This is a genomic window from Thalassobaculum sp., from assembly GCF_965223715.1.
Classification (GTDB): Bacteria; Pseudomonadota; Alphaproteobacteria; order Thalassobaculales; family Thalassobaculaceae; genus Thalassobaculum.
In genome coordinates, this window is the sequence record NZ_OZ245012.1 from 4390740 (window position 1) to 4413692 (window position 22953).

The 22953-nt window shown below is 68.0% G+C and carries 22 protein-coding genes; 8 read left to right on the forward strand and 14 right to left on the reverse strand.

Annotation, left to right across the window (positions count from 1 at the left end; genetic code table 11):
* Window positions 1–19 precede the first annotated feature (19 nt).
* Together ACOQOP_RS20280 and ACOQOP_RS20285 are read right to left on the reverse strand one after the other, a co-directional pair.
* The gene (locus tag ACOQOP_RS20280; RefSeq protein ID WP_420563629.1) at window positions 20–583 is read right to left on the reverse strand and encodes a thioredoxin domain-containing protein; all 564 of its coding nucleotides are present in this window, start codon (window positions 581–583) and stop codon (window positions 20–22) included.
* A 166-nt stretch (window positions 584–749) separates the two neighbouring features.
* Window positions 750–1274, reverse strand: coding sequence for a DUF721 domain-containing protein (locus tag ACOQOP_RS20285; RefSeq protein WP_420563630.1), 525 nt, complete (start codon window positions 1272–1274; stop codon window positions 750–752).
* A 71-nt stretch (window positions 1275–1345) separates the two neighbouring features.
* Between ACOQOP_RS20285 and mutY the strand changes: the two genes are divergently transcribed.
* Window positions 1346–2422 carry an A/G-specific adenine glycosylase gene (mutY, locus tag ACOQOP_RS20290; RefSeq protein ID WP_420563631.1) on the forward strand — a complete coding sequence of 359 codons (1077 nt, stop codon included), beginning with the start codon at window positions 1346–1348 and terminating at the stop codon, window positions 2420–2422.
* Here mutY and ACOQOP_RS20295 read toward each other — a convergent pair.
* The 6 genes from ACOQOP_RS20295 to ACOQOP_RS20320 form a co-directional block, all read right to left on the reverse strand.
* Complete coding sequence (locus ACOQOP_RS20295) at window positions 2419–4065, reverse strand: ABC transporter ATP-binding protein (RefSeq protein ID WP_420563632.1); 1647 nt, start codon at window positions 4063–4065, stop codon at window positions 2419–2421. The two genes, mutY and ACOQOP_RS20295, sit on opposite strands and share 4 nt — an antisense overlap.
* The gene (locus ACOQOP_RS20300) at window positions 4062–5138 is read right to left on the reverse strand and encodes an ABC transporter permease (protein ID WP_420563633.1); all 1077 of its coding nucleotides are present in this window, start codon (window positions 5136–5138) and stop codon (window positions 4062–4064) included. Before ACOQOP_RS20300 ends, ACOQOP_RS20295 begins: the two co-directional genes overlap by 4 nt.
* Entirely contained in the window at window positions 5135–6220 is a 1086-nt protein-coding gene (locus ACOQOP_RS20305) for a microcin C ABC transporter permease YejB (protein WP_420563634.1), read from the reverse strand. The genes ACOQOP_RS20300 and ACOQOP_RS20305 overlap by 4 nt, the downstream gene beginning before the upstream one ends.
* A 40-nt stretch (window positions 6221–6260) precedes the next feature.
* On the reverse strand, window positions 6261–8117 hold the full coding sequence (locus ACOQOP_RS20310; RefSeq protein WP_420563635.1) for an extracellular solute-binding protein: 1857 nt from the start codon (window positions 8115–8117) through the stop codon (window positions 6261–6263).
* A 115-nt stretch (window positions 8118–8232) separates the two neighbouring features.
* Window positions 8233–9012, reverse strand: a complete 780-nt coding sequence (locus tag ACOQOP_RS20315; protein WP_420563636.1) for an inositol monophosphatase family protein — start codon at window positions 9010–9012, stop codon at window positions 8233–8235.
* A gap of 22 nt (window positions 9013–9034) precedes the next feature.
* On the reverse strand, window positions 9035–9637 hold the full coding sequence (locus ACOQOP_RS20320) for a c-type cytochrome (RefSeq protein ID WP_420563637.1): 603 nt from the start codon (window positions 9635–9637) through the stop codon (window positions 9035–9037).
* Window positions 9638–9904: 267 nt separating this feature from the next.
* On the opposite strand from ACOQOP_RS20320, the gene ACOQOP_RS20325 reads away from it, so the two are divergent.
* Together ACOQOP_RS20325 and ACOQOP_RS20330 are read left to right on the forward strand one after the other, a co-directional pair.
* Window positions 9905–10651 carry a 3-deoxy-manno-octulosonate cytidylyltransferase gene (locus ACOQOP_RS20325; RefSeq protein ID WP_420563638.1) on the forward strand — a complete coding sequence of 249 codons (747 nt, stop codon included), beginning with the start codon at window positions 9905–9907 and terminating at the stop codon, window positions 10649–10651.
* Window positions 10652–10653: 2 nt separating this feature from the next.
* A complete protein-coding gene (locus ACOQOP_RS20330) occupies window positions 10654–11523 on the forward strand; it encodes a prephenate dehydratase (RefSeq protein WP_420563639.1) in 870 nt (289 codons plus the stop codon).
* Window positions 11524–11530: 7 nt separating this feature from the next.
* On the opposite strand, the gene ACOQOP_RS20335 is transcribed toward ACOQOP_RS20330, so the two are convergent.
* Window positions 11531–12700, reverse strand: coding sequence for a DNA recombination protein RmuC (locus tag ACOQOP_RS20335; protein WP_420563640.1), 1170 nt, complete (start codon window positions 12698–12700; stop codon window positions 11531–11533).
* 130 nt (window positions 12701–12830) lie between these two features.
* Here ACOQOP_RS20335 and def point away from each other — a divergent pair, with 130 nt between their 5' ends.
* Genes def through truA form a run of 3 tightly spaced genes read left to right on the forward strand, consistent with a single transcriptional unit; the run spans window position 12831 to window position 15090 of the window.
* Window positions 12831–13358, forward strand: coding sequence for a peptide deformylase (def, locus tag ACOQOP_RS20340; protein WP_420563641.1), 528 nt, complete (start codon window positions 12831–12833; stop codon window positions 13356–13358).
* Between the two features lie 21 nt (window positions 13359–13379).
* Entirely contained in the window at window positions 13380–14330 is a 951-nt protein-coding gene (fmt, locus tag ACOQOP_RS20345) for a methionyl-tRNA formyltransferase (RefSeq protein ID WP_420563642.1), read from the forward strand.
* A 4-nt stretch (window positions 14331–14334) separates the two neighbouring features.
* The gene (gene truA / locus ACOQOP_RS20350; protein WP_420563643.1) at window positions 14335–15090 is read left to right on the forward strand and encodes a tRNA pseudouridine(38-40) synthase TruA; all 756 of its coding nucleotides are present in this window, start codon (window positions 14335–14337) and stop codon (window positions 15088–15090) included.
* 249 nt (window positions 15091–15339) lie between these two features.
* Here the strand turns inward: truA and ACOQOP_RS20355 are convergent, their stop codons facing one another.
* A complete protein-coding gene (locus ACOQOP_RS20355) occupies window positions 15340–16401 on the reverse strand; it encodes an alpha/beta fold hydrolase (protein ID WP_420563644.1) in 1062 nt (353 codons plus the stop codon).
* Between the two features lie 455 nt (window positions 16402–16856).
* On the opposite strand from ACOQOP_RS20355, the gene ACOQOP_RS20360 reads away from it, so the two are divergent.
* The gene (locus tag ACOQOP_RS20360) at window positions 16857–18431 is read left to right on the forward strand and encodes a PAS domain-containing sensor histidine kinase (protein WP_420563645.1); all 1575 of its coding nucleotides are present in this window, start codon (window positions 16857–16859) and stop codon (window positions 18429–18431) included.
* Between the two features lie 6 nt (window positions 18432–18437).
* On the opposite strand, the gene ACOQOP_RS20365 is transcribed toward ACOQOP_RS20360, so the two are convergent.
* The 4 genes from ACOQOP_RS20365 to ACOQOP_RS20380 are packed head-to-tail and all read right to left on the reverse strand — an operon-like array spanning window position 18438 to window position 22060.
* Entirely contained in the window at window positions 18438–19634 is a 1197-nt protein-coding gene (locus tag ACOQOP_RS20365; protein WP_420563646.1) for a mandelate racemase/muconate lactonizing enzyme family protein, read from the reverse strand.
* A gap of 12 nt (window positions 19635–19646) precedes the next feature.
* Window positions 19647–20060, reverse strand: coding sequence for a VOC family protein (locus ACOQOP_RS20370; RefSeq protein ID WP_420563647.1), 414 nt, complete (start codon window positions 20058–20060; stop codon window positions 19647–19649).
* 57 nt (window positions 20061–20117) lie between these two features.
* A complete protein-coding gene (locus ACOQOP_RS20375) occupies window positions 20118–20957 on the reverse strand; it encodes a CAP domain-containing protein (RefSeq protein WP_420563648.1) in 840 nt (279 codons plus the stop codon).
* 47 nt (window positions 20958–21004) lie between these two features.
* Window positions 21005–22060 (reverse strand): SDR family oxidoreductase, encoded by a 1056-nt coding sequence (locus ACOQOP_RS20380; RefSeq protein WP_420563649.1) that lies wholly within the window; start codon window positions 22058–22060, stop codon window positions 21005–21007.
* 167 nt (window positions 22061–22227) lie between these two features.
* On the opposite strand from ACOQOP_RS20380, the gene ACOQOP_RS20385 reads away from it, so the two are divergent.
* Complete coding sequence (locus ACOQOP_RS20385) at window positions 22228–22938, forward strand: hypothetical protein (RefSeq protein ID WP_420563650.1); 711 nt, start codon at window positions 22228–22230, stop codon at window positions 22936–22938.
* The last annotated feature ends 15 nt before the right edge of the window (window positions 22939–22953 follow it).

Genomic DNA, 22953 nt, shown 5'->3' on the forward strand with positions numbered 1-22953 from the left:
TGGGTCTCCGAGACGGGGGTTAGGCGAGCTTGGCCTCGATCACCTTCTGGAAGGTCTCGAACGGCTCCGCGCCGCGGATCACCTCGTCGCCGATCACGAAGGTCGGGGTCGAGTTGACGTCGTAGGTCTTCTGCGCGGCGATCCGGCCGTTCAGGATCGAGTCGAGCAGCGCGTCGCTGGTCATGTAGGCGTCGGCGGTCTCCGCACTGATGCCGGCGAGCCGGCCGATCTTCTTCAGCGCGTCGATCGGGTTCTCCGCCCGGGTCCAGGTGGACTGCTGCTTGAACAGCATGTCGATCAGCGCGAAATACGGCTTGCCGTCGATCGCCCGGGCCATGGCCGAGGCGCGCAGCGCGTACTGGTCGAGCGGGAAGTCACGCATCTCGAACTTCATGCGGCCGGTATCGACGTAGGTCTCGACGATCGGCTTGTAGGCCTTGGCGTGGAACGAGGCGCAATGCGGGCAGGTGAGCGAGGAATATTCGATCATCGTCAGGGGCGCGTCCGGGTCGCCGAGCACGCGCGGAGTCTCCGCCGCCGCCACGTCGACCTCGACGGCCGCGCGGGCAATGGACGGGACCATCGCCGTCCCGACAAGACCCCCAGCCAGACCAAGGATCCCAAGATTTAGTGTTCTGCGATGCATGTTCCGCTCCCGCGCACCAGATGTTGATGACAATACGCCGAGTCTCTTCGCCCCGGCAAGTTTCTCGACTAAGGTTGGATTGCGGCCATTTTCCGGCCCTCTCTCATGTCCCGTCGCTCGATCGGGCCGCCGCGCGGGCGGTGACCGCCTCGCCCAGGGCCCGCAGCCGGTCCCGCAGGTCCGGATCGTGCACGCCGACCACCCGCTCCCGGATGGCGGTTTTCTCGCGTTCCGCCAGGGGACGCAAGGTCGGTCGCCGGGATTTCGGCGGCCTGGGCAGAACGCCCTGGCGGATCGTCATGCGGGCCACCGCGGCCCAGCCGAAATGCCCGTTCACCCGTTCGATGATCTGTGGTGCGAGGTGCTGGATTTCCAGCGCGCTGCCCGGCAGGGCAACGATCTTCAGGGTGGCGCCGTCGCGCCTGCCGCGCGGAAAGCTGAGCGACTCGGGCGCGCAGCACTGCGCCAGGTCGGCGCCGACGATCTGCGCCCAGTCCCGGGGGATGCGTCCCTCCACGAAGCCGCGCTTGCGGAACAGCGGGTCGGTCAGGCCGGGCGCCAGATAGGACAGGGCCCGCAGGCCGCCGCGGCGCACCTTCGCGACTCCCTCTGTCTTGTCCTCCGCCATCGCGGCCCTCCTTTGCGACACCTCATCCATACATATGGCACCGACGCCGTCACACGCTATCTTCTCCGGCGATGACACGCACCGCCGCTCCGATCTCCTCGCCCGACCTCGCCCGCCGCCTGCTCGCCTGGTACGACCGGCATCGCCGCCGGCTGCCCTGGCGGGCCGAGCCGGGCGAGCTGGCCGACCCGTACCGGGTCTGGCTGAGCGAGATCATGCTGCAGCAGACCACGGTGGCGACGGTCGGTCCCTATTTCCAACGCTTCACCGCGCGATGGCCGTCGGTCGACTCGCTCGCGGCGGCCGATCTGGACGATGTGCTGACCGAATGGGCCGGGCTCGGCTACTACGCCAGGGCGCGCAACCTGCACCGCTGCGCCGGCGTGGTGGCTATGGAACACGGGGGCCGGTTTCCCGACACCGAGGAGGGGCTGAAGACCCTGCCGGGGGTGGGCGACTACACCGCCGCCGCCATCGCGTCGATCGCCTTCGACCGGCCGGCGACGATCCTCGACGGCAATGTGGAGCGGGTGATCGCCCGCCTGCGCCTGGTCACCGACCCGCTGCCGGGCGCCAAGCCCAAGCTGAAGGCCCTGGCCGCTCAGATCACCCCGATGGAGCGGGCAGGCGATTACGCCCAGGCGATCATGGATTTGGGCGCGACCGTCTGCACCCCGCGCAAGCCGAAATGCCTGACCTGCCCCTGGTCGGATGCCTGCGTGGCCCGAGTCGAGGGCGTGGCGGAGGATCTGCCGGCCAAGACGCCGAAGAAGGCCAAGCCAACCCGGCGCGGCACCTGTTTCTTCCTGGTCGATGCTGACGGCGCGATCCTGCTGCGCCGCCGTCCGGAGAGCGGGCTGCTCGGCGGCATGCAGGAGGTGCCGTCCTCGCCCTGGATTGAAGAGGCGGAAACGGTGGCGGTTCACGATCATGCGCCGGTGGCCGGGGTATCCTGGCGCGCGTTGCCGGGGATGGTGCGGCACACCTTCACCCATTTCCATCTGGAGCTGACGGTGCTGGCCGGCCGGGTTGAGCGCGGGCCGACGGTCGCCGATGCCCGCTGGTGGCCGGTCGACCGGCTGGGCGACGCCGCCCTGCCCACGGTCATGGCCAAGGTCGTCCGCCATGCGATGGGGCATGTAGGTTAGGTCCGGACCGCCCCGTCCTCGCGCGCCTCGAGGTCGAAGGCGGCGGCCATCAGGGCCTTGGTGTAGTCGCGTTTCGGGGCGTCCATCACCTGGGCCGTGGGCCCGTGCTCGACCACCATGCCGTCGCGCATCACATAGACCCGGTGCGACATGGCGCGGACCACCTTCAGGTCGTGGCTGATGAACAGATAGGCCAGCCCGTGCTTCTGCTGCAGGTCGCGCAGCAGCTCGACGATCTGGGCCTGCACGCTCATGTCGAGCGCCGAGGTCGGCTCGTCCAGCACCACTAGTTTCGGGCGCAGGACCATGGCGCGGGCGATCGAGATGCGCTGGCGCTGGCCGCCGGAGAACTCGTGCGGATAGCGGTCGCGCATGGCCGGGTCGAGCCCGACCTCGCGCAGCACCTCGTCGATCCGCCGCGCCTTGTCCTCCTCGCTCTTCAGCCCGAGTTCGGAGAGGTCGTGCACCCCCATCCCCTCGCCGACGATCTCGGCGACCGAGAGGCGGGGCGACAGGCTGCCATAGGGGTCCTGGAAGACGATCTGCATGTCCCGGCGCAGGGAGCGCAGCTCGCGCTTGCCCATGCCCTGGACCTCGCGGCCGAGGAAGGTGACGCGGCCGGTGCAGGCGGTCAGCCGCAGGATCGCCATGGCGAGCGTCGTCTTGCCGGAGCCGGACTCGCCGACGATGCCGACGGTCTCGCCCTCCTTGACACCCACCGTCACGCCATCGACCGCCTTCACGTGGCCGACGGTGCGTTTGAGGAAGCCGCGCTGAATCGGGAACCAGACCCGCACGTCGGAGGCCTGGAGCACGATCTTCGCCCGCTCCGCCACCGGCTGGGGCGATCCCTTCGGCTCGGCCGCCAGCAGCTTGCGGGTATAGGCGTGCTGCGGATCGGTGAAGACCTGCTCGGTGGGGCCATGCTCGACGATCTCGCCGTCGGTCATCACGCAGACCCGGTCGGACACCTTGCGCACGATGCCCAGGTCATGGGTGATCAGCAGCACGGCCATGCCCAGTTCCCGGCGCAGCCGATCGAGCAGGGCCAGGATCTGCGCCTGGATGGTCACGTCCAGGGCGGTGGTCGGCTCGTCGGCGATCAGCAGGTCGGGTTCGTTGGCCAGCGCCATGGCGATCATGACGCGCTGGCGCTGCCCGCCGGAGAGCTGGTGCGGGTAGGAGGCGAGCCGACTCTCCGGATCCCTGATGCCGACCAGGTCGAGCAGTTCGAGGGTCCGGGCGCGGGCAGCGTCGCCCTTCAGGCCCTTGTGCAGTTCCAGGATCTCGCCGATCTGCTTTTCCACTGTGTGCAGCGGATTCAGCGAGGTCATCGGCTCCTGGAAGATCATGGCGATCTCGTTGCCGCGGATCCGCATCAGGGTGCGCTCGTCGGCGCCCATCAGCTCCTCGTCCTTCCAGGTCACGCTGGAGGTCTCGCCGTGATGGGCCAGCGGATAGGGCAGCAGGCGGACGGTCGACAGCGCCGTCACCGACTTGCCGGAGCCGGATTCGCCGACCAGGGCCAGGGTCTCGCCCTTGGCGATGTCGAAGGAGACGCCGCGCACGGCCGGCTCGTTGCGCCCGAAGCTCACCGACAGGTCGCGGACCCGCAGCAGGGGGGTGGCCGTCGTCTCGGTCATGACGTGAAGGTCTTTCGCGGGTCGAAGGCGTCGCGCACCGCCTCGCCGACGAAGATCAACAGGCTGAGCATCACGGCGAGCGTGAAGAAGGCGGTCAGGCCGAGCCACGGGGCCTGGAAGTTGTTCTTGCCCTGGCTGAGCAGCTCGCCCAGGGACGGCGAGCCCGGCGGCAGGCCGAAGCCCAGGAAGTCGAGCCCGGTCAGCGCGGTGATCGACCCGTTCAGGATGAAGGGCAGGAAGGTCAGGGTGGCCACCATGGCGTTGGGCAGCACATGGCGCACCATGATCACCCGGTCGCTGACGCCGAGCGCTCTGGCGGCGCGCACGAAGTCGAAATTGCGGGCGCGCAGGAACTCCGCGCGCACCACCCCGACCAGGCTGGTCCACTGGAACAGCAGCAGCAGGAACAGCAGAGTCCAGAAGCCGGGCACGATCAGCGCCGACAGGATGATCAGGATGTAGATGAAGGGCATCCCGCCCCAGATCTCGATGAAGCGCTGGAACAACAGGTCGATCCAGCCGCCATAGAAGCCCTGGACCGCGCCGGCGGCGATGCCGATGACCGAGGCGAAGATCGTCAGCGCCACGCCGAACAGGACCGAGATGCGGAAGCCGTAGATCACCCGGGCGACCACGTCGCGGGCCTGGTCGTCGGTACCGAGCCAATGACGGGCGTCGGGCGGCGTCGGTGCCGAGCTGCCGAGATCCAGGTCCACCGTGTCATAGGCGAAGGGGATCAGCGGCCAGATCATGAACCCCTTCTCGTTGATCAGCTCGGCGACGAAGGGGTCGCGGTATTCGGCCTCGGTCGGAAAGTCGCCGCCGAAGGTGGTCTCGGGATATTCGGCGAAGATCGGCATGTAGAGGCCGCCGTCATAGGAGACCAGCACCGGCTTGTCGTTGGCGATCACCTCGGCGAACAGGCTGATCACGAACAGCAGCAGGAAGATCCAGAGGCTCCAGAAGCCGCGTCCGTTGCGCCGGAAATTCTCCCAGCGCCGCCGGTTCAGCGGCGAGACCCGGATGCCCATCACCCGCGGTATCGGACGCGCCGTCGTCTCCGCCACGCTCATGCCGCCCTCGCCTCGAAGTCGATGCGCGGGTCGATGATCACGTACATCAGGTCGCCCAGCAGGTTCAGCAGCAGGCCGAGCAGGGTGAAGATGTAGACGGTGGCGAACATCAGCGGATAGTCGCGGCTCAGCGCCGCCTCGAAGCCGAGCAGGCCGAGCCCGTCGAGCGAGAAGATGATCTCGATGAACAGCGCGCCGGTGAACAGGATGCTGACGAAGGCCGAGGGGAAGCCGGCGATCACGATCAGCATGGCATTGCGGAACACGTGGCCGTACAGCACCGCCCGCTCCGACAGGCCCTTGGCCTTGGCGGTCATGACGTACTGCTTGTTGATCTCCTCCAGGAAGGAGTTCTTGGTCAGCATGGTCAGGCTGGCGAAGCCGCCCACCACCATCGCGGTGACCGGCAGGACCATGTGCCAGGCGTAGTCGACGACCTTGCCCCACAGGGACAGCTCCGACCAGTTGTCGGAGACCAGGCCGCGCAGCGGGAACCACTGGAAATAGCTGCCGCCGGCGAACAGCACGACCAGCAGCACGGCGAACAGGAACCCCGGGATAGCGTAGCCGACGATCACGACGCCGCTGGTCCACACGTCGAAGGGCGTGCCGTCGCGCACCGCCTTGCGCACCCCCAGCGGGATCGAGATCAGATAGACCAGCAGGGTGGTCCACAGGCCGAGCGAGATCGAGACCGGCATCTTGTCCAGGATCAGTTCGATCACCGAGCCGCTCTTGAAGAAGCTCTCGCCGAAATCGAAGGTCGCGTAGCTGACCAGCATCTGGATGAAGCGCTCATGCAGCGGCTTGTCGAAGCCGAACTGCCGCTCCAGCCGCTCGATCAGCTCGGGGTCGACGCCGCGCGCGCCCCGGCTGGTGCCGTCGCCGGAGGACTGGGCGGTGTCGCCGCTGCCGGTGCCGGACACCCGGGCGGTGGCGTCGGTGTTGATGCCCTGCATCTGGGCGATGACCTGATCGATCGGCCCGCCGGGGGCGAACTGCACGATCACGAAGTTCAGCACCATGATCGCGAACAGGGTCGGGATCATCAGCAGCAGGCGCCGGAAGATATACGCGGTCACGGCGGGGCTCCGTCAGGGACCGGGATCGAGGGGCCGGGGGTCAATTGGCACGGCGCTTCCAGTTGCGCACGGCCGCATCCTTCTCGGGATCCACCCACCAGGTGTCGGAGAAGCCGGTGGTGTGCGACGGCTTGATCTCCGGCCGGCCGAAGCGGTTCCAGTACACGATCTTGTCGGTCCGGCTGTGGAAGTGCGGCACCACGTAGTAGTTCCAGAGCAGGACCCGGTCGAGGGCGCGGGTCGCGGTGATCAGGGCGTCGCGGTCCTTGGCCGTCACCACCGCGCGCACCAGCGCGTCGACGGCCGGATTGGCGATGCCGATGATGTTGCGCGAGCCCGGATCGTCGGCGCGCGAGGATCCCCAGAAATCGATCTGCTCGTTGCCCGGCGACAGCGACTGCGGGAAGACGCCGATGGTCATGTCGAAATCGAAGTCGCGCAGCCGGTTCTGGTACTGCACCGGGTCGACGGTGCGCACGGTGGCGTTGATGCCGAGCCGCTCCAGGTTCTTGGCGAAGGGCAGGGTGAACCGCTCCGAGGCGGCGCTCGCCAGCAGGATCTCGAACTCGAGCTTCTGCCCTTCGGCATTGGTCATCACCCCGTCCTGCAGGCTCCAGCCGGCATCGCGCAGGATCTCCAGGCCTTCCCGCAGGTTCGCCCGGTTGTTGCCCGAGCCGTCGGTGCTGGGGATGTCGAATTCCTCGGTGAAGACCTCCGGCGGGATCTGATCGCGCAGCGGTTCCAGCAGCTCGAGCTCCGCCTCGCTCGGCAATCCGGAGGAGGCGAGGTCGGTATTGGCGAAGTAGCTCTCGGTGCGGGCATAGGCGTCGTACAGCAGCGCCTTGTTGGTCCATTCGAAATCGAAGGCGAGGTTGACCGCGTGGCGCACGGCCCGGTCGGCGAAGACCGGCCGGCGGATGTTCATCACATAGCCCTGCATCCCGGCGCCACGGTCGTGCGGCAACTCCTCCTTGACCACCATGCCGGCGTCGCGGGCCGGGAAGTCGTAGGCGGTGGCCCAGCGCTTGGAGGAGTTCTCCTGGCGGAAGTCGAAGGCACCGGCCTTGAACGCCTCGGTGGCGACGTCGCGGTCGCGGAAATACTCGTAGCGGACGGTGCCCCAGTTGTAGCGGCCGACCATCACCGGGACGTCGTCGGCCCAATAGTCCTCCACCCGCTCGTAGGTCTCCGACCGGCCGAACTCGAAGCCGGCGACCCGGTACGGGCCGGAGCCGAGCGGCGGTTCGGTGAGCGGGGCGGAGAAGTCGCGGTCGGCCCACCAGTGCTTGGGCAGGACATAAAGCTGGCCGAGGATGACCGGCAGCTCGCGGTTGACCACGCCGTCGTTGAACTTGAACAGCACCCGGCGGTCGGTCACGGCTTCCACGCTGGCCACGTCGCCGTAATAGGCGGCGTAGAACGGCGCGCCCTTCTCGACCAGCATGGTGAAGGTCCAGACCACGTCCTCGGCGGTCACCGGCTCGCCGTCATGCCATCGGGCGGCCGGGTTCAGGTTGAACGCGACCCAGCTCCGGTCCTCCGGCATCTCCACGCTCTCGGCGAGGCGGGCATATTCGCTCGACGCCTCGTCGAAGGTCGATTCCAGCAGCGTGTCGTAGATCAGGCCGATGCCGGCCGCCGGCGTGCCGCGGATGATGAAGGGATTGAAGCTGTCGAAGGTGCCGCTCGCCTCCATCGTCAGCAGGCCGCCCCGCGGCGCGTCGGGATTGACGTAGTCCAGATGCTTGAAGTCGGGCCCGTATTTCAGATCGCCGTGGATCGCGAGACCGTGCCGTGGCGGCGCGGTGTAGTCCTGAGCCGCCGCCGGAAGGGCCGACAATCCGACAAGCGCGGCGAGGATGGCCAAGGGGACGGCGGCGAAACGGGCTATCGTCATCGATCTGGCTCTCCCGATGGGCAGTGCGTTGCCCATGATTAACATCAAGCTCTTGGCGGAAACATGGCAGTTCGACGGATAAAGTCGAGCGTCGCCCGTTCGATCGCCAGGCCGGTCAGGCGGAGAGAATGGCGACGGCAGCCGCGTGCAGGGCCGGGTCGCGGGCCGCGACGATGCGCGTGGTCGAGCCGAGGGTCACCGGCGCGCCGGTCCAGTCGGTCAGCACGCCGCCCGCACCGCTTACCACGGCGGCCGGGGCGAGATAGTCGTAGTCGCTGAGGCTGGATTCGACGACCAGATCGATGGTGCCGAGGGCCAGCAGGCCGAAATTGTGGCAGTCGCCGCTGAACAGGGTCAGCCCGCAGGCCTCCTTCAGGGCGGCGAAGCGCGGTGCCTCGACCGGGCTGAACATGTCCGGCGAGGTGGCGGTCAGGATCGCCTTGTTCAGCGGCTTGTGGACCGAGGTCAGGAGCGGGCCGCCGTTCAGGGTGGTCCCGACATCCGGGCCGCCGATCCAGCGCTCGTTCAGGATCGGGCAGTCGATCAGTCCCAGCACCGGCTGGCCCCGGCGCAGCAGGCCGATCAGGGTGCCGAAGGTCGGCCGGCCGGTGATGAAGGCCTTGGTCCCGTCGATCGGGTCGAGGGACCAGACATACTCGGCGTCCAGGTTCTTCGGGCCGAACTCCTCGCCGGCGATGCCGTGATCGGGGAAGCGGGCCTCGATCAGCGCGCGCAGGGCCTTCTCGACGCTGCGGTCGGCGATGGTCACCGGGCTGTCGTCGGCCTTGATGTCGACGACGACGCCGGTGCGGAAATATTCGGCAATGATCGGACGGGCCGCATCGGCGAGTTCGGCGGCGAAGGCCGCCGCCGCGTCGAGAGTGAAGTCGCTCATGCCGGGACCCCGGACGACGGGATCAGCCGCCGGACGCCGCCTTGAACTCTTCCTCGGCCTTCTGGATCTCCTCGTCGGTCGGCAGCGGGGCCGGCGAGTCGGCGAGGGTGCGCAGATAGGCGATCAGGTCCGCCCGGTCGGAGGCCTTGCTGAGACCCGCGAAGTTCATCTTCGTGCCGGGGATGTAGTCCTTCGGCTTGTGCAGGAACTTGTTCAGCGACGAATAGGTCCAGGTCGCCGGGTCCGAGAAGTTCGCCAGCGCATCAGAGTAGGAGAAGCTGTCCAGATGGCCCTTGTCGGCCATCACGATGCCGTAGAGGTTGGGGCCGACCTTGTTGGCGCCGCCGCTCTCGAAGGTGTGGCAGGCCGCGCACTTCTTGGTCTGGCTCTCGCCGGCCGCGACATCGGCACTGGCCAGCAGACCCAGGATCGGTTCGACCGGCTCGGGGCCGGCCGGAGCGGCGGTCTGGGACGAGGCGCCCTCGGCGACCTCGATCTTGAACGCGTTCTCTTCCAGGGTGTTCGGATGGACAAGCGCGTCCGCGATCTTACCGGTCACCATCGCCAGCAGGCCTGCGCACAGGATGCCTGCGATGATCTTGTTGCCCTCGAGCGACGTCGCCATGGTGTTCAGCCCTCTTCGTATCCCACCCGGACCCGCGCCGGGTCCCGCGAAAACCTGCGCGGTACCATACTTGCGGGGACGAAGACTGTCGACCGGACGGCCGAGCCTCCGGCCCCTGCCGGTTCACGCGGAACACGACTTACCCTATCCCCGCGCGCTTGCGCAACTCTGCGCGATCGGCGTATCACCGCAGCCTCGCGTGGCATATCGCCGCAAACGCGGGTCCGGGCCGCTTCCGGAGCCGCAGAACAGGAGCCTTTGGCCCGCATGAACCCGATCCTGATGATCCCCGCCCGGCTGGCCTCGTCCCGCCTGCCGAACAAGCCGCTGGCCGATATTCACGGCGTGCCGATGATCGTCCAGGTCCTGCGCCGCGCGCTGGAGGCCGATGCCGGTCCCGTGGTCGTCGCCGCCGGCGACCAGGCGATCGCCGATGCGATCACGGATGCGGGCGGACGCGCGGTGATGACCGACCCGGCCCTGCCGTCGGGCACCGACCGCATCCACCAGGCGCTGGGGAAGATCGATCCGGACGGAAAGCATGACGTGATCGTCAACATCCAGGGCGACCTGCCGGTGCTGGAGACCAAGACGGTGCGCGCCACGATCGAGGCGCTGACCCGCATGCCCGACGCCGACTGGGGTACCGCCGCCTGCGCCATCAACGAGCCGGACGACCTGGACCCCGCCTCGGGCGTCAACAAGGTCGCGACCGCCTGGGAGCCGGACGGCCTGTTCGGCCGCGCGCTGTATTTCTCCAAGCATCCCGTCCCCTGGGGCGAGGGCGAGGTGTTCCACCATATCGGCCTGTACAGCTACCGCCGGGCCGCCCTCGACCGGTTCGTGACCCTGCCGCCGTCGCCGCTGGAGATCCGCGAGCGGCTGGAGCAGCTCCGCGCCCTGGAGGCCGGTATGCGGATCGAGGTCGCCCGGGTGGAGACAATCCCGCTCGGCGTCGACACCCAGCGCCAGCTCGACCAGGCCCGCGCCCTGCTTGCCCCTTCCGGAGAGTAACGATGACCGACCAGCCGAAAGTCGCCTATCAGGGGCAGCCCGGCGCCTACTCGCACCTCGCCTGCGTGGCCGCGGCCCCGGATCACGCGCCGATGCCCTGCTACAGCTTCGAGGACATGCTGTCGGCGGTGCAGGAAGGCTCGGCGGATCTCGCCATGGTGCCGGTGGAGAATTCGGTCGCCGGCCGCGTCGCCGACATCCACCATCTGCTTCCCGAGTCCGGCCTGTTCATCATCGGCGAGCATTTCCAGCGGGTGAACCACATGCTGCTGGGCCTCAAGGGCGCCACTCTGGAAGGGTTGAAGGAAGTCCACGCCCATCCCCAGGGTCTGGCCCAGTGCCGCAAGCTGATCCAAAAATACGGCCTGAAGCGCATGCAGCACGCCGACAATGCCGGGGCGGCCAAGGACGTGGCCGCGTGGAACGACCCCTCGATTGCCGCCATCGCGTCGTCCTTGGCGGCGGAGGTCTACGGACTGGAGATCCTGGCCGACTCGGTCGAGGACTTCGCCCATAACACCACCCGCTTCCTGGTGATGTCCCGCGCGCCGAAGCTGCCGCCGGTGAGCACCGAGAAGGTGGTGACGACCATCGTCTTCCGGGTCCGCAGCGTGCCCGCCGCCCTGTACAAGGCACTGGGCGGGTTTGCGACCAACGGCATCAACCTGACCAAGCTGGAAAGCTACCTGGTCGGGGGGTCGTTCGAGGCCGCCCAGTTCTATGTCGACGCGGAGGGCCATCCGGAGGAACGGCACATGGCCCTGGCGCTGGAGGAGCTGAAGTTCTTCTGCCCGCCGGATGCGGTGCGGATCCTCGGCACCTACCCGATGAGCCCGTTCCGAGCGAGTGCCGCGCGGCCCGAGGGGGATTGAGGCGGCCTCAATCCTCCACGGCCGCCAGCCTCGGCGGCGTGGGGGCGGCATCCGTAATCGCCCCCGGCTGTTCCAGCTCGATCTCCTGAATCCGCTCGCTGCGCTTCGTCACCTTGTCGGTGGAGATCCGGATCTGGCGGATGTCGTCGGTGGCTTGGGCGAAATGCCGGTCGAGCTTGCTGACCCGGTCGTCCAGTCGCGTCACGTCGTCCAGGAGCTTGCCGACCTCCGCCTGGATCACATGGGCCTGCTCGCGCATGGAGGCGTCCTTCAACACCGCGCGCACCGTGTTCAGGGTCGCCATCAGGGTGGTCGGCGACACGATCCAGACCCGGCGGCGGAAGGCGTCCTGCACCACGCCCGGCAGGTTCGCGTGCAGCTCGGCATAGACCGCTTCCGAGGGCAGGAACATCAGCGCGGATTCCGCCGTCTCGCCCGGCACGATGTATTTCTCGGCGATCGCCCGCACATGCACGCCGACCTCCTGGGCCAGACGCCGGCGGGCGGCCGCGCGCTCCTCGTCCGTCGCCGCCGCCTGGAGCACGTGATAGGCCTCCAGCGGGAACTTGGCGTCGATGGCGATGGCGCCCGGCGGGTTCGGCAGGGTCAGCAGGCAGTCGACCCGGCGGTTGCCGCCGACCGTCGCCTGGAAGCTGTAGGCGCTGGGCGGCAGGGCCTGGGTGACGAGGTCGTTGAGCTGGATCTCGCCGAACGCCCCGCGCGCCTGCTTGTTCGACAGGATGGACTGCAACCCGTCCACCTGCGTCGACAGCTCGGTGATGTTCTTCTGCGCCCGGTCGATGACGGCCAGCCGCTCCTTCAGGTCGCCCATCGTCGCTTCGGTCGACTTGGACGATTTCTCCAGGCCCTCGCCGATCCGCTTGGTCACGTCGGCCAGACGCTCCTCCAGCTTCTTGGCGATTTCGCGTTCCTGCACCTGCAGGGCTTCCGCCATACGGGCCTGGGAGGCGGCCTGGCTCTCGGCGATCTGGGCGAGGCGGCCGGAAAGCTGCTCCTGACTGGCCGACAGCTTTTCGGTCAGCTCCGCCTGCCGCCGGTCGCGCTCGGCCAGCGATTCCTCAAGGCCGGAGCCGCCGCGTTGGCGCAGCAGAAGGACGACCGCCAGGCCGAGAACGGCGGCGATCAGGGCGAGGAGGAGAATGTCGGTTCCTGTCATGTTCTCACGCTAGCACGCCGGGCAGGCCCGTGTGCGCCGGATGCGCAAACCATCGGTTTCTTGACGATTTCACGCAGTTCCCCTAACTCCACCGCATTCCGACACTGGCGAATCGACCGGACATACCGACATGGCGAAGCGGCCGATCATCTGGGCACCCGATCCCGTTCTGAAAACCAAGTGCACTCCGGTGCCCGCGGTGGACGACGAGATCCGCACGCTCATGGACGATATGCTGGACACCATGTACGCCGCACCCGGCATCGGCCTGGCGGCCCCGCAGATCGGCGTGACCAAGCGGGTGATCGTCGTCGACGTGTCCGAGAAGGACGAGCCGAACGCCCCGCTCTGCCTCGCCAATCCGGAGATCGTCTGGAAGTCGGACGAGACCGCGCCCCATGAAGAGGGCTGTCTCTCGCTGCCCGATCTCTATGCCGACGTGGAGCGTCCGGTGGCGGTGAAGGTCCGCTATCTCGACCGCGACGGCGCCCAGCAGGAACTCGAGGCTGACGGCCTGCTGGCGATCTGCCTGCAGCACGAGATCGACCATATCGACGGCGTCCTCTTTGTCGATCATCTCTCCGCCCTCAAGCGGAACATGTTCCTGAAGAAGATGGTCAAGGCGAAGAAGGTCCGGGCGCGTGAAGAGGCGGCCTGAGCCCGCCATGGCGCGACGGTCATGACAGCGACGGACACCAGCCCGCTTCGCATCGCCTTCATGGGCAGCCCCGACTTCGCGGTTCCCAGCCTGCGCGCCCTCGTGGAAGCCGGCCACGAGGTGGTCTGCGTCTATGCCCAGCCGCCGCGCCCGGCCGGACGCGGCCAGAAGGAGCGGCTGACCCCGGTGGACGAGGCGGCGATCGAGCTCGGCATTCCCGTGCGCACCCCGCGCAGCCTGCGCGGACCCCAGGAGCAGGCCGAGTTCGCGGCCCTCGATCTCGACGTCGCCGTGGTCGCCGCCTATGGGCTGATCCTGCCCAGGGAGATCCTCGAAGCGCCCCGGCTCGGCTGCATCAACGTCCATGCCTCCCTGCTGCCGCGCTGGCGCGGGGCCGCGCCCATCCAGCGCGCCATCCTGGCGGGCGATGCCGAGACCGGCGTCACCATCATGCAGATGGATGTGGGGCTCGATACCGGCGACATGCTGCTCAGCCGGTCGGTACCGATCACCGCCGAGACCACCGGGCAGAACCTGCACGACCAGCTCAGCCTGCTCGGCGCGGAGCTGCTCGTCCCGGCGGTCGCCGGCCTGGCGCAGGGTGCCTTGACCGGCACGCCGCAGCCGGAGGAGGGCGTGACCTACGCCAAGAAGCTGGAACGCGACGAAGGCCGGCTCGACTTCCGCCGCCCGGCGGTGGAACTGGAGCGGCTGGTCCGCGCCTTCGACCCCTGGCCGGGCGCCTTCTTCGAGCACGATGGCACCCGCATCAAGGTGCTGGCGGCCGAGGCCTTCGAGATCGGACCGATCTCCAACCTTCCCGGCACGGTACTGGATCCGGAGCTGACGATCTCCTGCGCCGACGGGGCGTTCCGGCCGACTCGGGTGCAGCGGCCGGGCAAGGGGCCGATGGACGTGCCATCCTTCCTGCGCGGCTTCCAGATCCCCCTGGGGACCGTCCTGACCGGGTGACGCCGTGCCGCGCTTCAAGCTGACAATCGAGTATGACGGCCGGCCCTATATCGGCTGGCAGCGCCAGGCCGACGGGCCCACGGTCCAGGAATGCCTGGAGGACGCGGTCTTCGCCTTCTCCCGGGAGCGCGTGGAGGTCGCGGGGGCGGGGCGCACCGACAAGGGCGTGCATGCCACCGGCCAGGTCGCCCATATCGAGCTGGCGAGCCACAAGTTCGACGCCCGCACGGTGATGAAGGCGATCAACGCCCTGATCCGCCCCGAGCCGATCGCGGTGGTGGCGGCCGAGGCGGCGGCGGACGATTTCCACGCCCGGTTCTCCGCCAACGAGCGGCGCTATCGCTACGAGATCCTGAACCGGCGCGCCCCGCCGGCGATCGACCAGGGCCGGGTCTGGCATGTGGCGACGCCGCTGGATGTGGAGGCGATGCACGCGGCCGCCCAGCGGCTGGTCGGTCATCACGACTTCACCAGCTTCCGCGCCACCCAGTGCCAGTCGGCCTCGGCGGAGAAGACGCTGGACCAGCTCGACATCTTCCGCGAGGGCGAGCACCGGATCGTCGCCATCGCCCGGTCGCGGTCGTTCCTGCACCATCAGGTGCGCAACATGGTCGGCACCCTGAAGCTGGTGGGCGAGGGCAAGTGGAGTGCGGACGACGTGTCGGAGGCGCTGGCCGCCCGTCACCGCGCCGCCGCCGGGCCGACCGCGCCGGCGGACGGGCTGTATCTGACGGGCGTTGGGTATCCGGACGGGGTCTGACAACCTCCCCACACTCGTCATCCCGGGAGACCCCGTCCCGGATTTAATCCGGGACTGATCCGGGGGTTGCCCGGGACCCTGCGGCGGCGTTGGAGGCATGGTCCTGACTTGCGTCAGGACGACGGGGAAATTTCAAAACACCCCTACCGTCATCCTGATGTAAATCAGGATCAAGCCGCTGGCCGATCAGGATCAAGTCACTGGCCCAGCAGCGGCGCGGTCCCGGCCTCGCCCCGGGTCAATCCCGGATTAAGTCCGGGACGGGGACGAGCCGGGATGACGGGGAGTGAGAATGGTGGCTGAGCCCAGCAGATCCGCCACCGCCTGCCGCAGCACCGCCTCGTCGGCCGGGTTCAGGTTCGGGTTGCCGGCCCGGTGGCCCCAGTCGGAGACGATGGGGCGGAACTCGGCATTCGGCATCTGCGCCGTCTCGCGCTCGCTGTCCACGGCGGTGAAATATAGGTCCGTGGTGGACGGCATGATGATGCTCTTCGCCGTGATCGCGCCGAGCGCCTTTGCCAGATCGCCCTTGTGGATCTCGTTGTCGGAGATGTCGGAGCGGTACCAGGTGTCCAGGCTGGCCAGCAGGTCGTCGCCGCTGCGCCGCAGGAAATTGCCCTCCCAGCTCCGTACCAGCCAGTCCTCCAGCGAGCTGAACCCGGCCCCGCGCCACAGCTCCTCGCGGTAGAAGGTCTGGCTCATCGCCCAGCCGGCATAGACCCGGCCCATGGCCCGCAGCCCGGTCACCGGCCGGTCGCGGAAATGGGTCCCGGCCCAGGCCGGGTCGGCGGTCAGCGTGGCGCGCACGCCCTCCAGGAACACCTTGTTGTGGGGCGAGGTCCTGGCACTCGTGCAGACCGCGCAGATCCGCTCCACCATCTCCGGGAACAGGCTGCCCCAGTGCAGCGCCTGCTGGCCGCCCATGGACCAGCCGTAGATCAGGGCGACCTTCTCGACCCCGAACGCCTCCAGCACCAGCCGCTTCTGGGCGTGCACGTTGTCCCAATGGGTGACGACCGGGAAGCGCCCATGGCCGAACGGCTCCGGCAGGGTGCTCGGGCTGGTGGAGAGCCCGTTGGTGAACATGTTGGGGATGACGATGAACCAGTCGGTCGGATCCAGCACCCGCCCCGGCCCGATCAGCCACTGGGTGTCGTAATGCTGCGCGCCGTAGGAGGTCGGATAGAGCACCAGGTTCGAGCGGTCCGGCGCCAGGGTGCCGTAGGTCTTGTAGGCCAGCCGGAGGTTGGGGATCGTCGCCCCGTGCTGCAGGACGGTCGGGCCGAGGTCGTAATAGGCGTAGTCCGGCATGGGACGCTCCGGGTTCGGACGGGAGCGGCGATTAGACCACGGTTCCCGGTTTGTCCAACAGGTCCGGAAACACGTGGCGATTTTTCAAATATTATCCAAATGGCAGCCTGACCAGGTCACCATCGAGCGACCTCCGGACGGGAGGCCCTCGGGCCTCCCGTTTTCTGTTCGGGTCAGTTCTTGGCCTTACATTTCTGCGCCGTTCCCAAGACCTCGTCCTGCGTGCCAACAGCCGCGCCGGCCCGCCCGACGGCGGCTACGTTGTAGGGGACGGGAACACCGTATGGCGGAAAGACGCAATTGGCCCACGCCGTCATGGCGGTTACCATTCCCTCGTCCAAATGCCGCCTTGGGCGTGCTGGGGAGGATGCCGGTTGATCATCGGAGTTGATTTCTGGATCGCCGCTGCCGTGGCGATTGGGGCAATTGCCGTATCAGCCTGGCTCTGGCACCGCGTGAGAGCGCTGACGACCGCGCAGCGCGAGGCAGCCGAGGAGATCGACCGGATGCGGTCGTTCATCGCCGTCTCCTCCGACTGGACATGGGAGCAGGACGACCGGTTCCGCTTCACCTATGTGTCCGATTCGGTGGAGAAGGTGCTCGGGTTCAGCGCGGCCTACTGCCTCGGCAAGACCCGGCAGGAGATCGCGCCGGACTCCCTCGATCACCTCGCCTTCGCGGCCCATGAGCAGCAGCAGAACCTGCGGGCGCCGATCCGCAACCTGCGCATGCGCTACACCTTGCCGGACGGCGAAATCCGCTATGTCGAGATCGACGGCGATCCGGTCTTCGGCGACGCCGGCCGGTTTCTCGGCTATCGCGGCGTCGGCCGGGACGTCACCTTCCTGGTGGAGGCCGAGCGCGAAGCCTCCGAGACCCAGCGCCGGTTTCTCAGCGCGATCGAAGCCCGGTCCGAAGGCATCTCGTTCTGGGACCGTGACGACCGGCTGCGGCTGTACAACAGCGCCTACCTGACCCTCGCCCCTGGCGCCGAGAGCATCCTGCGCGAGGGCGTGCGGTTCGAGGACTACATCCGCGCCTCGGTCAACAGCGGCGTCATTCCCGACGCCATCGGCCGCGAGGAACAGTGGATCGCCAACCGGATCGAGATGCGCAAGCGGGCGCCGAGCAGCCACGAGATGGTCCGCGGCGACCGCTGGCTGAAGGTCAGCGAGCTGCGCACCGCCGATGGCTGGCTGCTGCAGACCACCCTCGACATCAGCGAGGCCAAGGAACGCGAGGCCGCCATGCGCCGGGCCGTGGCCGAGGCGGAGATCGCCAACCGGGCGAAGATGGAGTTCCTGGCGGTGATGAGCCACGAGCTGCGCACGCCGCTGAACGCGATCATCGGCTTCTCCGACGTCATCCGGAACCGGGTGCTCGGAGACGCGATGGATACCTACATGCGCTATGCCGAGCACATCAACGAGTCCGGAACCCACCTGCTGGCGCTGATCAACGACCTGCTGGATGTGTCGCGCATCGAGGCGGGGCGGCTGGAGCTCGAGGAGAGCAGCTTCGGCATCAGCGAGCTGATGGGCGAATGCGCCCGCATGCTGCGGGTCCGCGCCGACGACAAGGATGTCGACCTGGCCGTCGAAGGCGGCGATCGGGCCCACGGTCTGCATGCGGATCGCCGGGCGGTGAAACAGATCGTCGTCAACCTGGTGTCCAACGCCATCAAGTTCACCCCGGCCGGCGGCAAGGTGCTCATGCGGGCGGTGATGGACGGCCGGTCGCGGGTGCAGATCATCGTCTCCGACACCGGCATCGGCATCCCCGCCGACCGGCACGACGTGGTGTTCCGCCCCTTCGAGCAGCTCGAGAATGCCCATGCCCGGCGCCATGACGGCACCGGCCTCGGTCTCTACATCACCCGCAACCTGGCCGAGGCCCATAAGGGCGCCATCCATCTGGACAGCGTGGTCGGCGAGGGCACCACGGTGACCGTCACCTTCCCGGCCGAGCGCAGCATCGAGCTGCCGAAGGAGCCGCCCCTGGCAGTCGCCCGCGGGCCGGAGCCGAGCTGAGCGGCGTCAGAGGGTGCTGCGGCGGACCTGGGCGTCCGGGCGCTTCGTGATATCCGGCAGCAGTTCAAGGCCCAGCCCCGGCCCGTCCGGCGCGGTGATGCGGCCGTTGGTGATGGGTGGAAGCTGGGTCACGAGTTCGCCGTACCAGCCGTAATAGAACGCCCGGACCATCTCCTGGATGAAGCAGTTGCGGGCGTGCAGCGCGATATGGGTCGAGGCGGTCAGCGCCACCGGCCCGGTGCAGTCGTGGAACGCGACCGGCACGTGCCAGGCGTCGCAGAGGGTGGAGATCTTGCGCCCCTCGGTCAGCCCGCCGCACCAGGTCAGGTCGGCGATGATCACGCTGACGGCGTCGAGCTCCACAAGGTAGCGGAAGTCTGCCTTGCCGCCGCGGGTCTCGCCGACGGCGATGGGCGAGGTGGTGGAGCGGGCGACCTCGCCCAGGCTGGCCAGGTGATCCATGAACACCGGGTCCTCGACCCAGAGCGGACCGATCTCCTCCAGCGCCCGGGCGATCTTCACCGCATTCGGCCGGTTCCACATGGAGTGCAGCTCGCACATGATATCCATGCGGTCGCCGACGGCGGCCCGGATCTTCTCGAACGGCTCCAGCCCCTTCTTCAGGTCGGCGGCCGAGATGTACTGGCCCTGGCTCGCCTCGGCGGCATAGTCGAACGGCCAGATCTTCATGGCGTCGATGCCCATCTCCAGCAGGGAGTGGGCCAGCTCGTCGGCGGAGTTGAGGAAGGCGTTCAGGTCCTCGTACGGCCCCTCGGCGCCGCCGATCCCGAAATTCTGGGTGCCCTGGACCGGCCTCTGGCGGACGTACTGGTAGCCGGCACAGGTGTTGTAGACCCGGATGTCGTCGCGGCTGGCCCCGCCGAGGAGCTGGTGGATCGGCTGGCCCGAGGCCTTGCCCCAGAGGTCCCAAAGCGCGATGTCGACGGCGGAGCGGCCGCGCTGCTCCGCACCGGCGCCGGTGAAGCCGACATAGCCGATCAGGTTGGCGTGGTGCCGCTCGATCTGCAGCGGGTCCTGGCCCAGCAGGTAGGGGGCGATGATGGCGTGGACATGGGCCTCGGCCGACTGGGCGCCGTAGAAGGTCTCGCCCAGGCCCTTGAGGCCTTCGTCGGTTTCGACATGAACCCAGAGCAGGTTCGGGAATTCATCCAGGCGGATGGTCTCGATGCCGGTGACCTTCACGGTGTTCCTCCCTCATGCCGACTCTCCGGTCAGCTCCACCCCGTTACCGTCGGGGTCTCTCATGTAGATCGACGGGCCGTCGCCCCGCGCGCCGAACCGCGTCTTGGCCTCCTCGGCGTCGACGCCCTTGGAGGCCAGATAGCTGCGGATCGCCGCCTCGTCGAATTTGGCGAGCTTGATGGCCACGTGATCGACATTCGGCGCGCCGCCTGGGGCCGGACCACCGGCCTTGCCGAGTTTCCCGTTCACATCCACCAGGTCGATCATCGAGCCGCCGGCATCCAGGTGCCACAGGCCGAGCGGCTCGTTGTGTTTGGCCACCTTCAGGCCGAGCACGTCGCGGTAGAAGGCGAGCATGGCGTCGATGTCGCGGGCGCGCAGCACCACATGGTCGAGGCCGGCGAGGGCGAGGGGCGTATCGGTCATGGGAACCTCCGGATCTGGAGCACGAGGCTACGACTGCGCCGCCGGCCTGTCACCCGGTCACCTCTTGCCGAAGACCGCGACCCAGAGATGGGGCTGCACCAGCGGGCCCTTCTTGATCGGGCCGTAGCGGTAGGCGATGCCGATCTCGTCGAACTCGATGCCGTACAGTGTCTTGGCGTGACCGGGGCTGGAGTCCCAGGCCTCGACCGCGAGCTGGGCCGAGCCCTGACCGGCCGCCGTGTTCTCCGCCGCCCAGGTGAAGTCGTAGCCGACCGACTGGACCCGGTCGATCAGGCCGGGGCCGCCGGGGCTGCCATGGCCGATATAGTTGTGGGTGGCCATGTCCTCGGCCTGCATCTCGGCGGCGCGCATGAGCTTGTCGTTGATCCGCACCGGGGCGATCCCCTTGCGGGCGCGGGCGGCGTTGATCTGGCGCAGCAGCTCGGTCACCGCGTCGGTGACGGGCGCGGGCGTGTCCTGGGCGACGATGATCGACCAGGCCTCCGCCGTCAGGCCGCCATCGGCCAGCCGGAACATCTTCTCGTGGAAGCCGACGCCGATCTTCACCGGGCCGGGCGAGTCCAGCACGTCGGCCATGGACCGGGTGCGCAGCACCGCCTTGGCCAGGTTCCAGTTCTCCGGCAGGTTGCTCACCGCCACGGCGCTGAAGACCGGTGTCTGCACCCCGGCCCGCTGCAGCCAGAGCCCCGCATCGGTGCCGTCTGGTGCGCGCACGTCCACATAGCCGCGCTGCACCATGTCCCCGACATGGGCCTCCGCCGCCTGCATCAGGTCGGGGGCCTCCACCAGGGCCGGCAGACCCCGGCTCAGCCGCGCCTCGTTCAGCGCGCCGATCAGCTCAGACCGCGCGTCGGCCAGCGCCGGCAGGGCCGCCACCGTCATCACCAGGGCGAGGGCGGCGGCGCAGAGAGACCGCAGGCCGTTCAGGGAACGACCTTCATGTCGCGGAACTCCTGGAAGATCCGCAGGAACATCTCGTCGGTGCGCAGACAGTCGTGGAAGCCGTGCAGCCGCAGCTTGAGCGTGTCCGTCATCACGTCCCAGTCCGTCCCGAACACGTAGTCGGCGAAGGGCCAGGCGGCCACGTCCTTGTAGGGGATCTTCTGCAGCCCGTATTTCTCGACGATGCTGTCCCACAGCGGTCCCTTGTCGGCCATGAAATCGGTCAGCGAGATGGTTTGCAGATCGCCGACCTCCATGTCAAAGAATCGCGCGAACTGGCCCCACACGTTCTTCCAGCGGAAGAAGTCGCCGTTGGTGATGTTGAACACGTTGTTCGCCGCGTTCGGGTCGGTGCCGCACCACACCATGGCATTGGCCAGGTGCTGGTTGTCGCAAACCTGATAGACCGCCTCGTAGGCCCCCGGCTTGCCCGGGAAGCGCAGCGGCAGGCCGAGTTCCTTGGAGATCGTGGCGTAGACCGCGATGCAGGTGGTGATGTTCATCGGGTTGCCGAGCGCGAAGCCGCAGACGGTCTGCGGACGCAGGGCGGTCCAGGTCCAGTTCTTGCCCTTCTGGGCGGCGCGCAGCCACATCTCCTGGTCGTAGTAGAAGTTCGGCAGCATGTGCGGCGGGTCGTCCTCGCGCGCCGGCGTCTTGAACGGGCCGAGATGGGAGCCGTACCACTTGTTGCCCTCGATCAGGTGGACGTGTTCCAGGCCCGGCGAGGCCTTCTCGATCGGCTCGACGGCGTTGACCAGCATGGCGAGGTTCGGCGCGGAGTGCTCGGCCCAGGTCGGTCGGGCCTGGAAGGCGCAGTAGAAGATATGGGTGACGTCGGTCAGGCCGCGGAGCTTGGCCTCCGCATCGGCCCGGTCCAGCAGATCGACGGAGATGTAGGAGGCCGGGCTGTCGAAATCGGGCGCCCGTCGGGACAGTCCGACGATCTCCCAGCCGCCGCGCCGGCCCAGGTCTTCGATCAACTTGCGGCCGATCACGCCGAGCGCGCCGACCACCACGGCCTTCTTCCGATCCGCCATCATCCACTCCCTGACTGTCTTCTTCTGATTGGCCGGCATGGTGGCCGCGTCCGCCGAGCGGGGTCAATGCACGGAGTTCGGCGTCACAGGAATCCGTGGAGCGGCCCCCTGAATCGTGAGAGGATCCGCGCCTTCGCCCGACCCGAAGGCTGAGTGATGCACGCCTGATGCTGAAATTCGTTTTGACGGTCCTCCTCTTCATGGCGATCCTGCAGCCGGCCCTGGGGGCGACGGACGGACAGCCGGGAGCGGAGGCGGTGCAGGCGGCCCTGAAGGAGATCATCGCCGAACTGGCCGAAAACCAGATTACGGACGCGCGCTATTCCGAGGAGCTGCGCGCCGAGATCAAGCGCCAGCGCGACTTCATCGTCCCCACCCTGATCGCCGCCGGCCCGCTGAAAGCCCTGAAACTGCTCGACTCGGCTGAACCGACGCCGGACCGGCGCGTGGACCGGTTCCTGGCCGAGCACGAGAAGACCAGCTTCGAATGGACGATCTCCCAGGACGAGGAAGGCGTGGTCCGGCTGCTGGTTCTGGCCCCGCCGCGCGTGCCGGCGACGAAAGACGAGAAGCAGACCGCCCTGGCGGGGGCAACCCTGACCGAGCTGATCGGCGAGCTGCGGGACGGCACGATCTCGGAGGCGCGCTATTCCAAGAGCCTGATGAAGGAGGTCCGGGAGCAGCGGGACTTCATCATCCCGACCCTGGCGGCGGCCGGACCGCTCAAGACCCTGAAATTCCTGAACTCGACCCAATCGGAGGCCGAACAGCCGATCCACCAGTTCCTGGCGGAGCACGAGACGACAAAGTTCATGTGGACGATCTCGGTCAACGCCAAGGGCGTGGTCACTCTGCTGATCCTGCAGCCGGGGAACTAGGGCCGGAGACCGGCT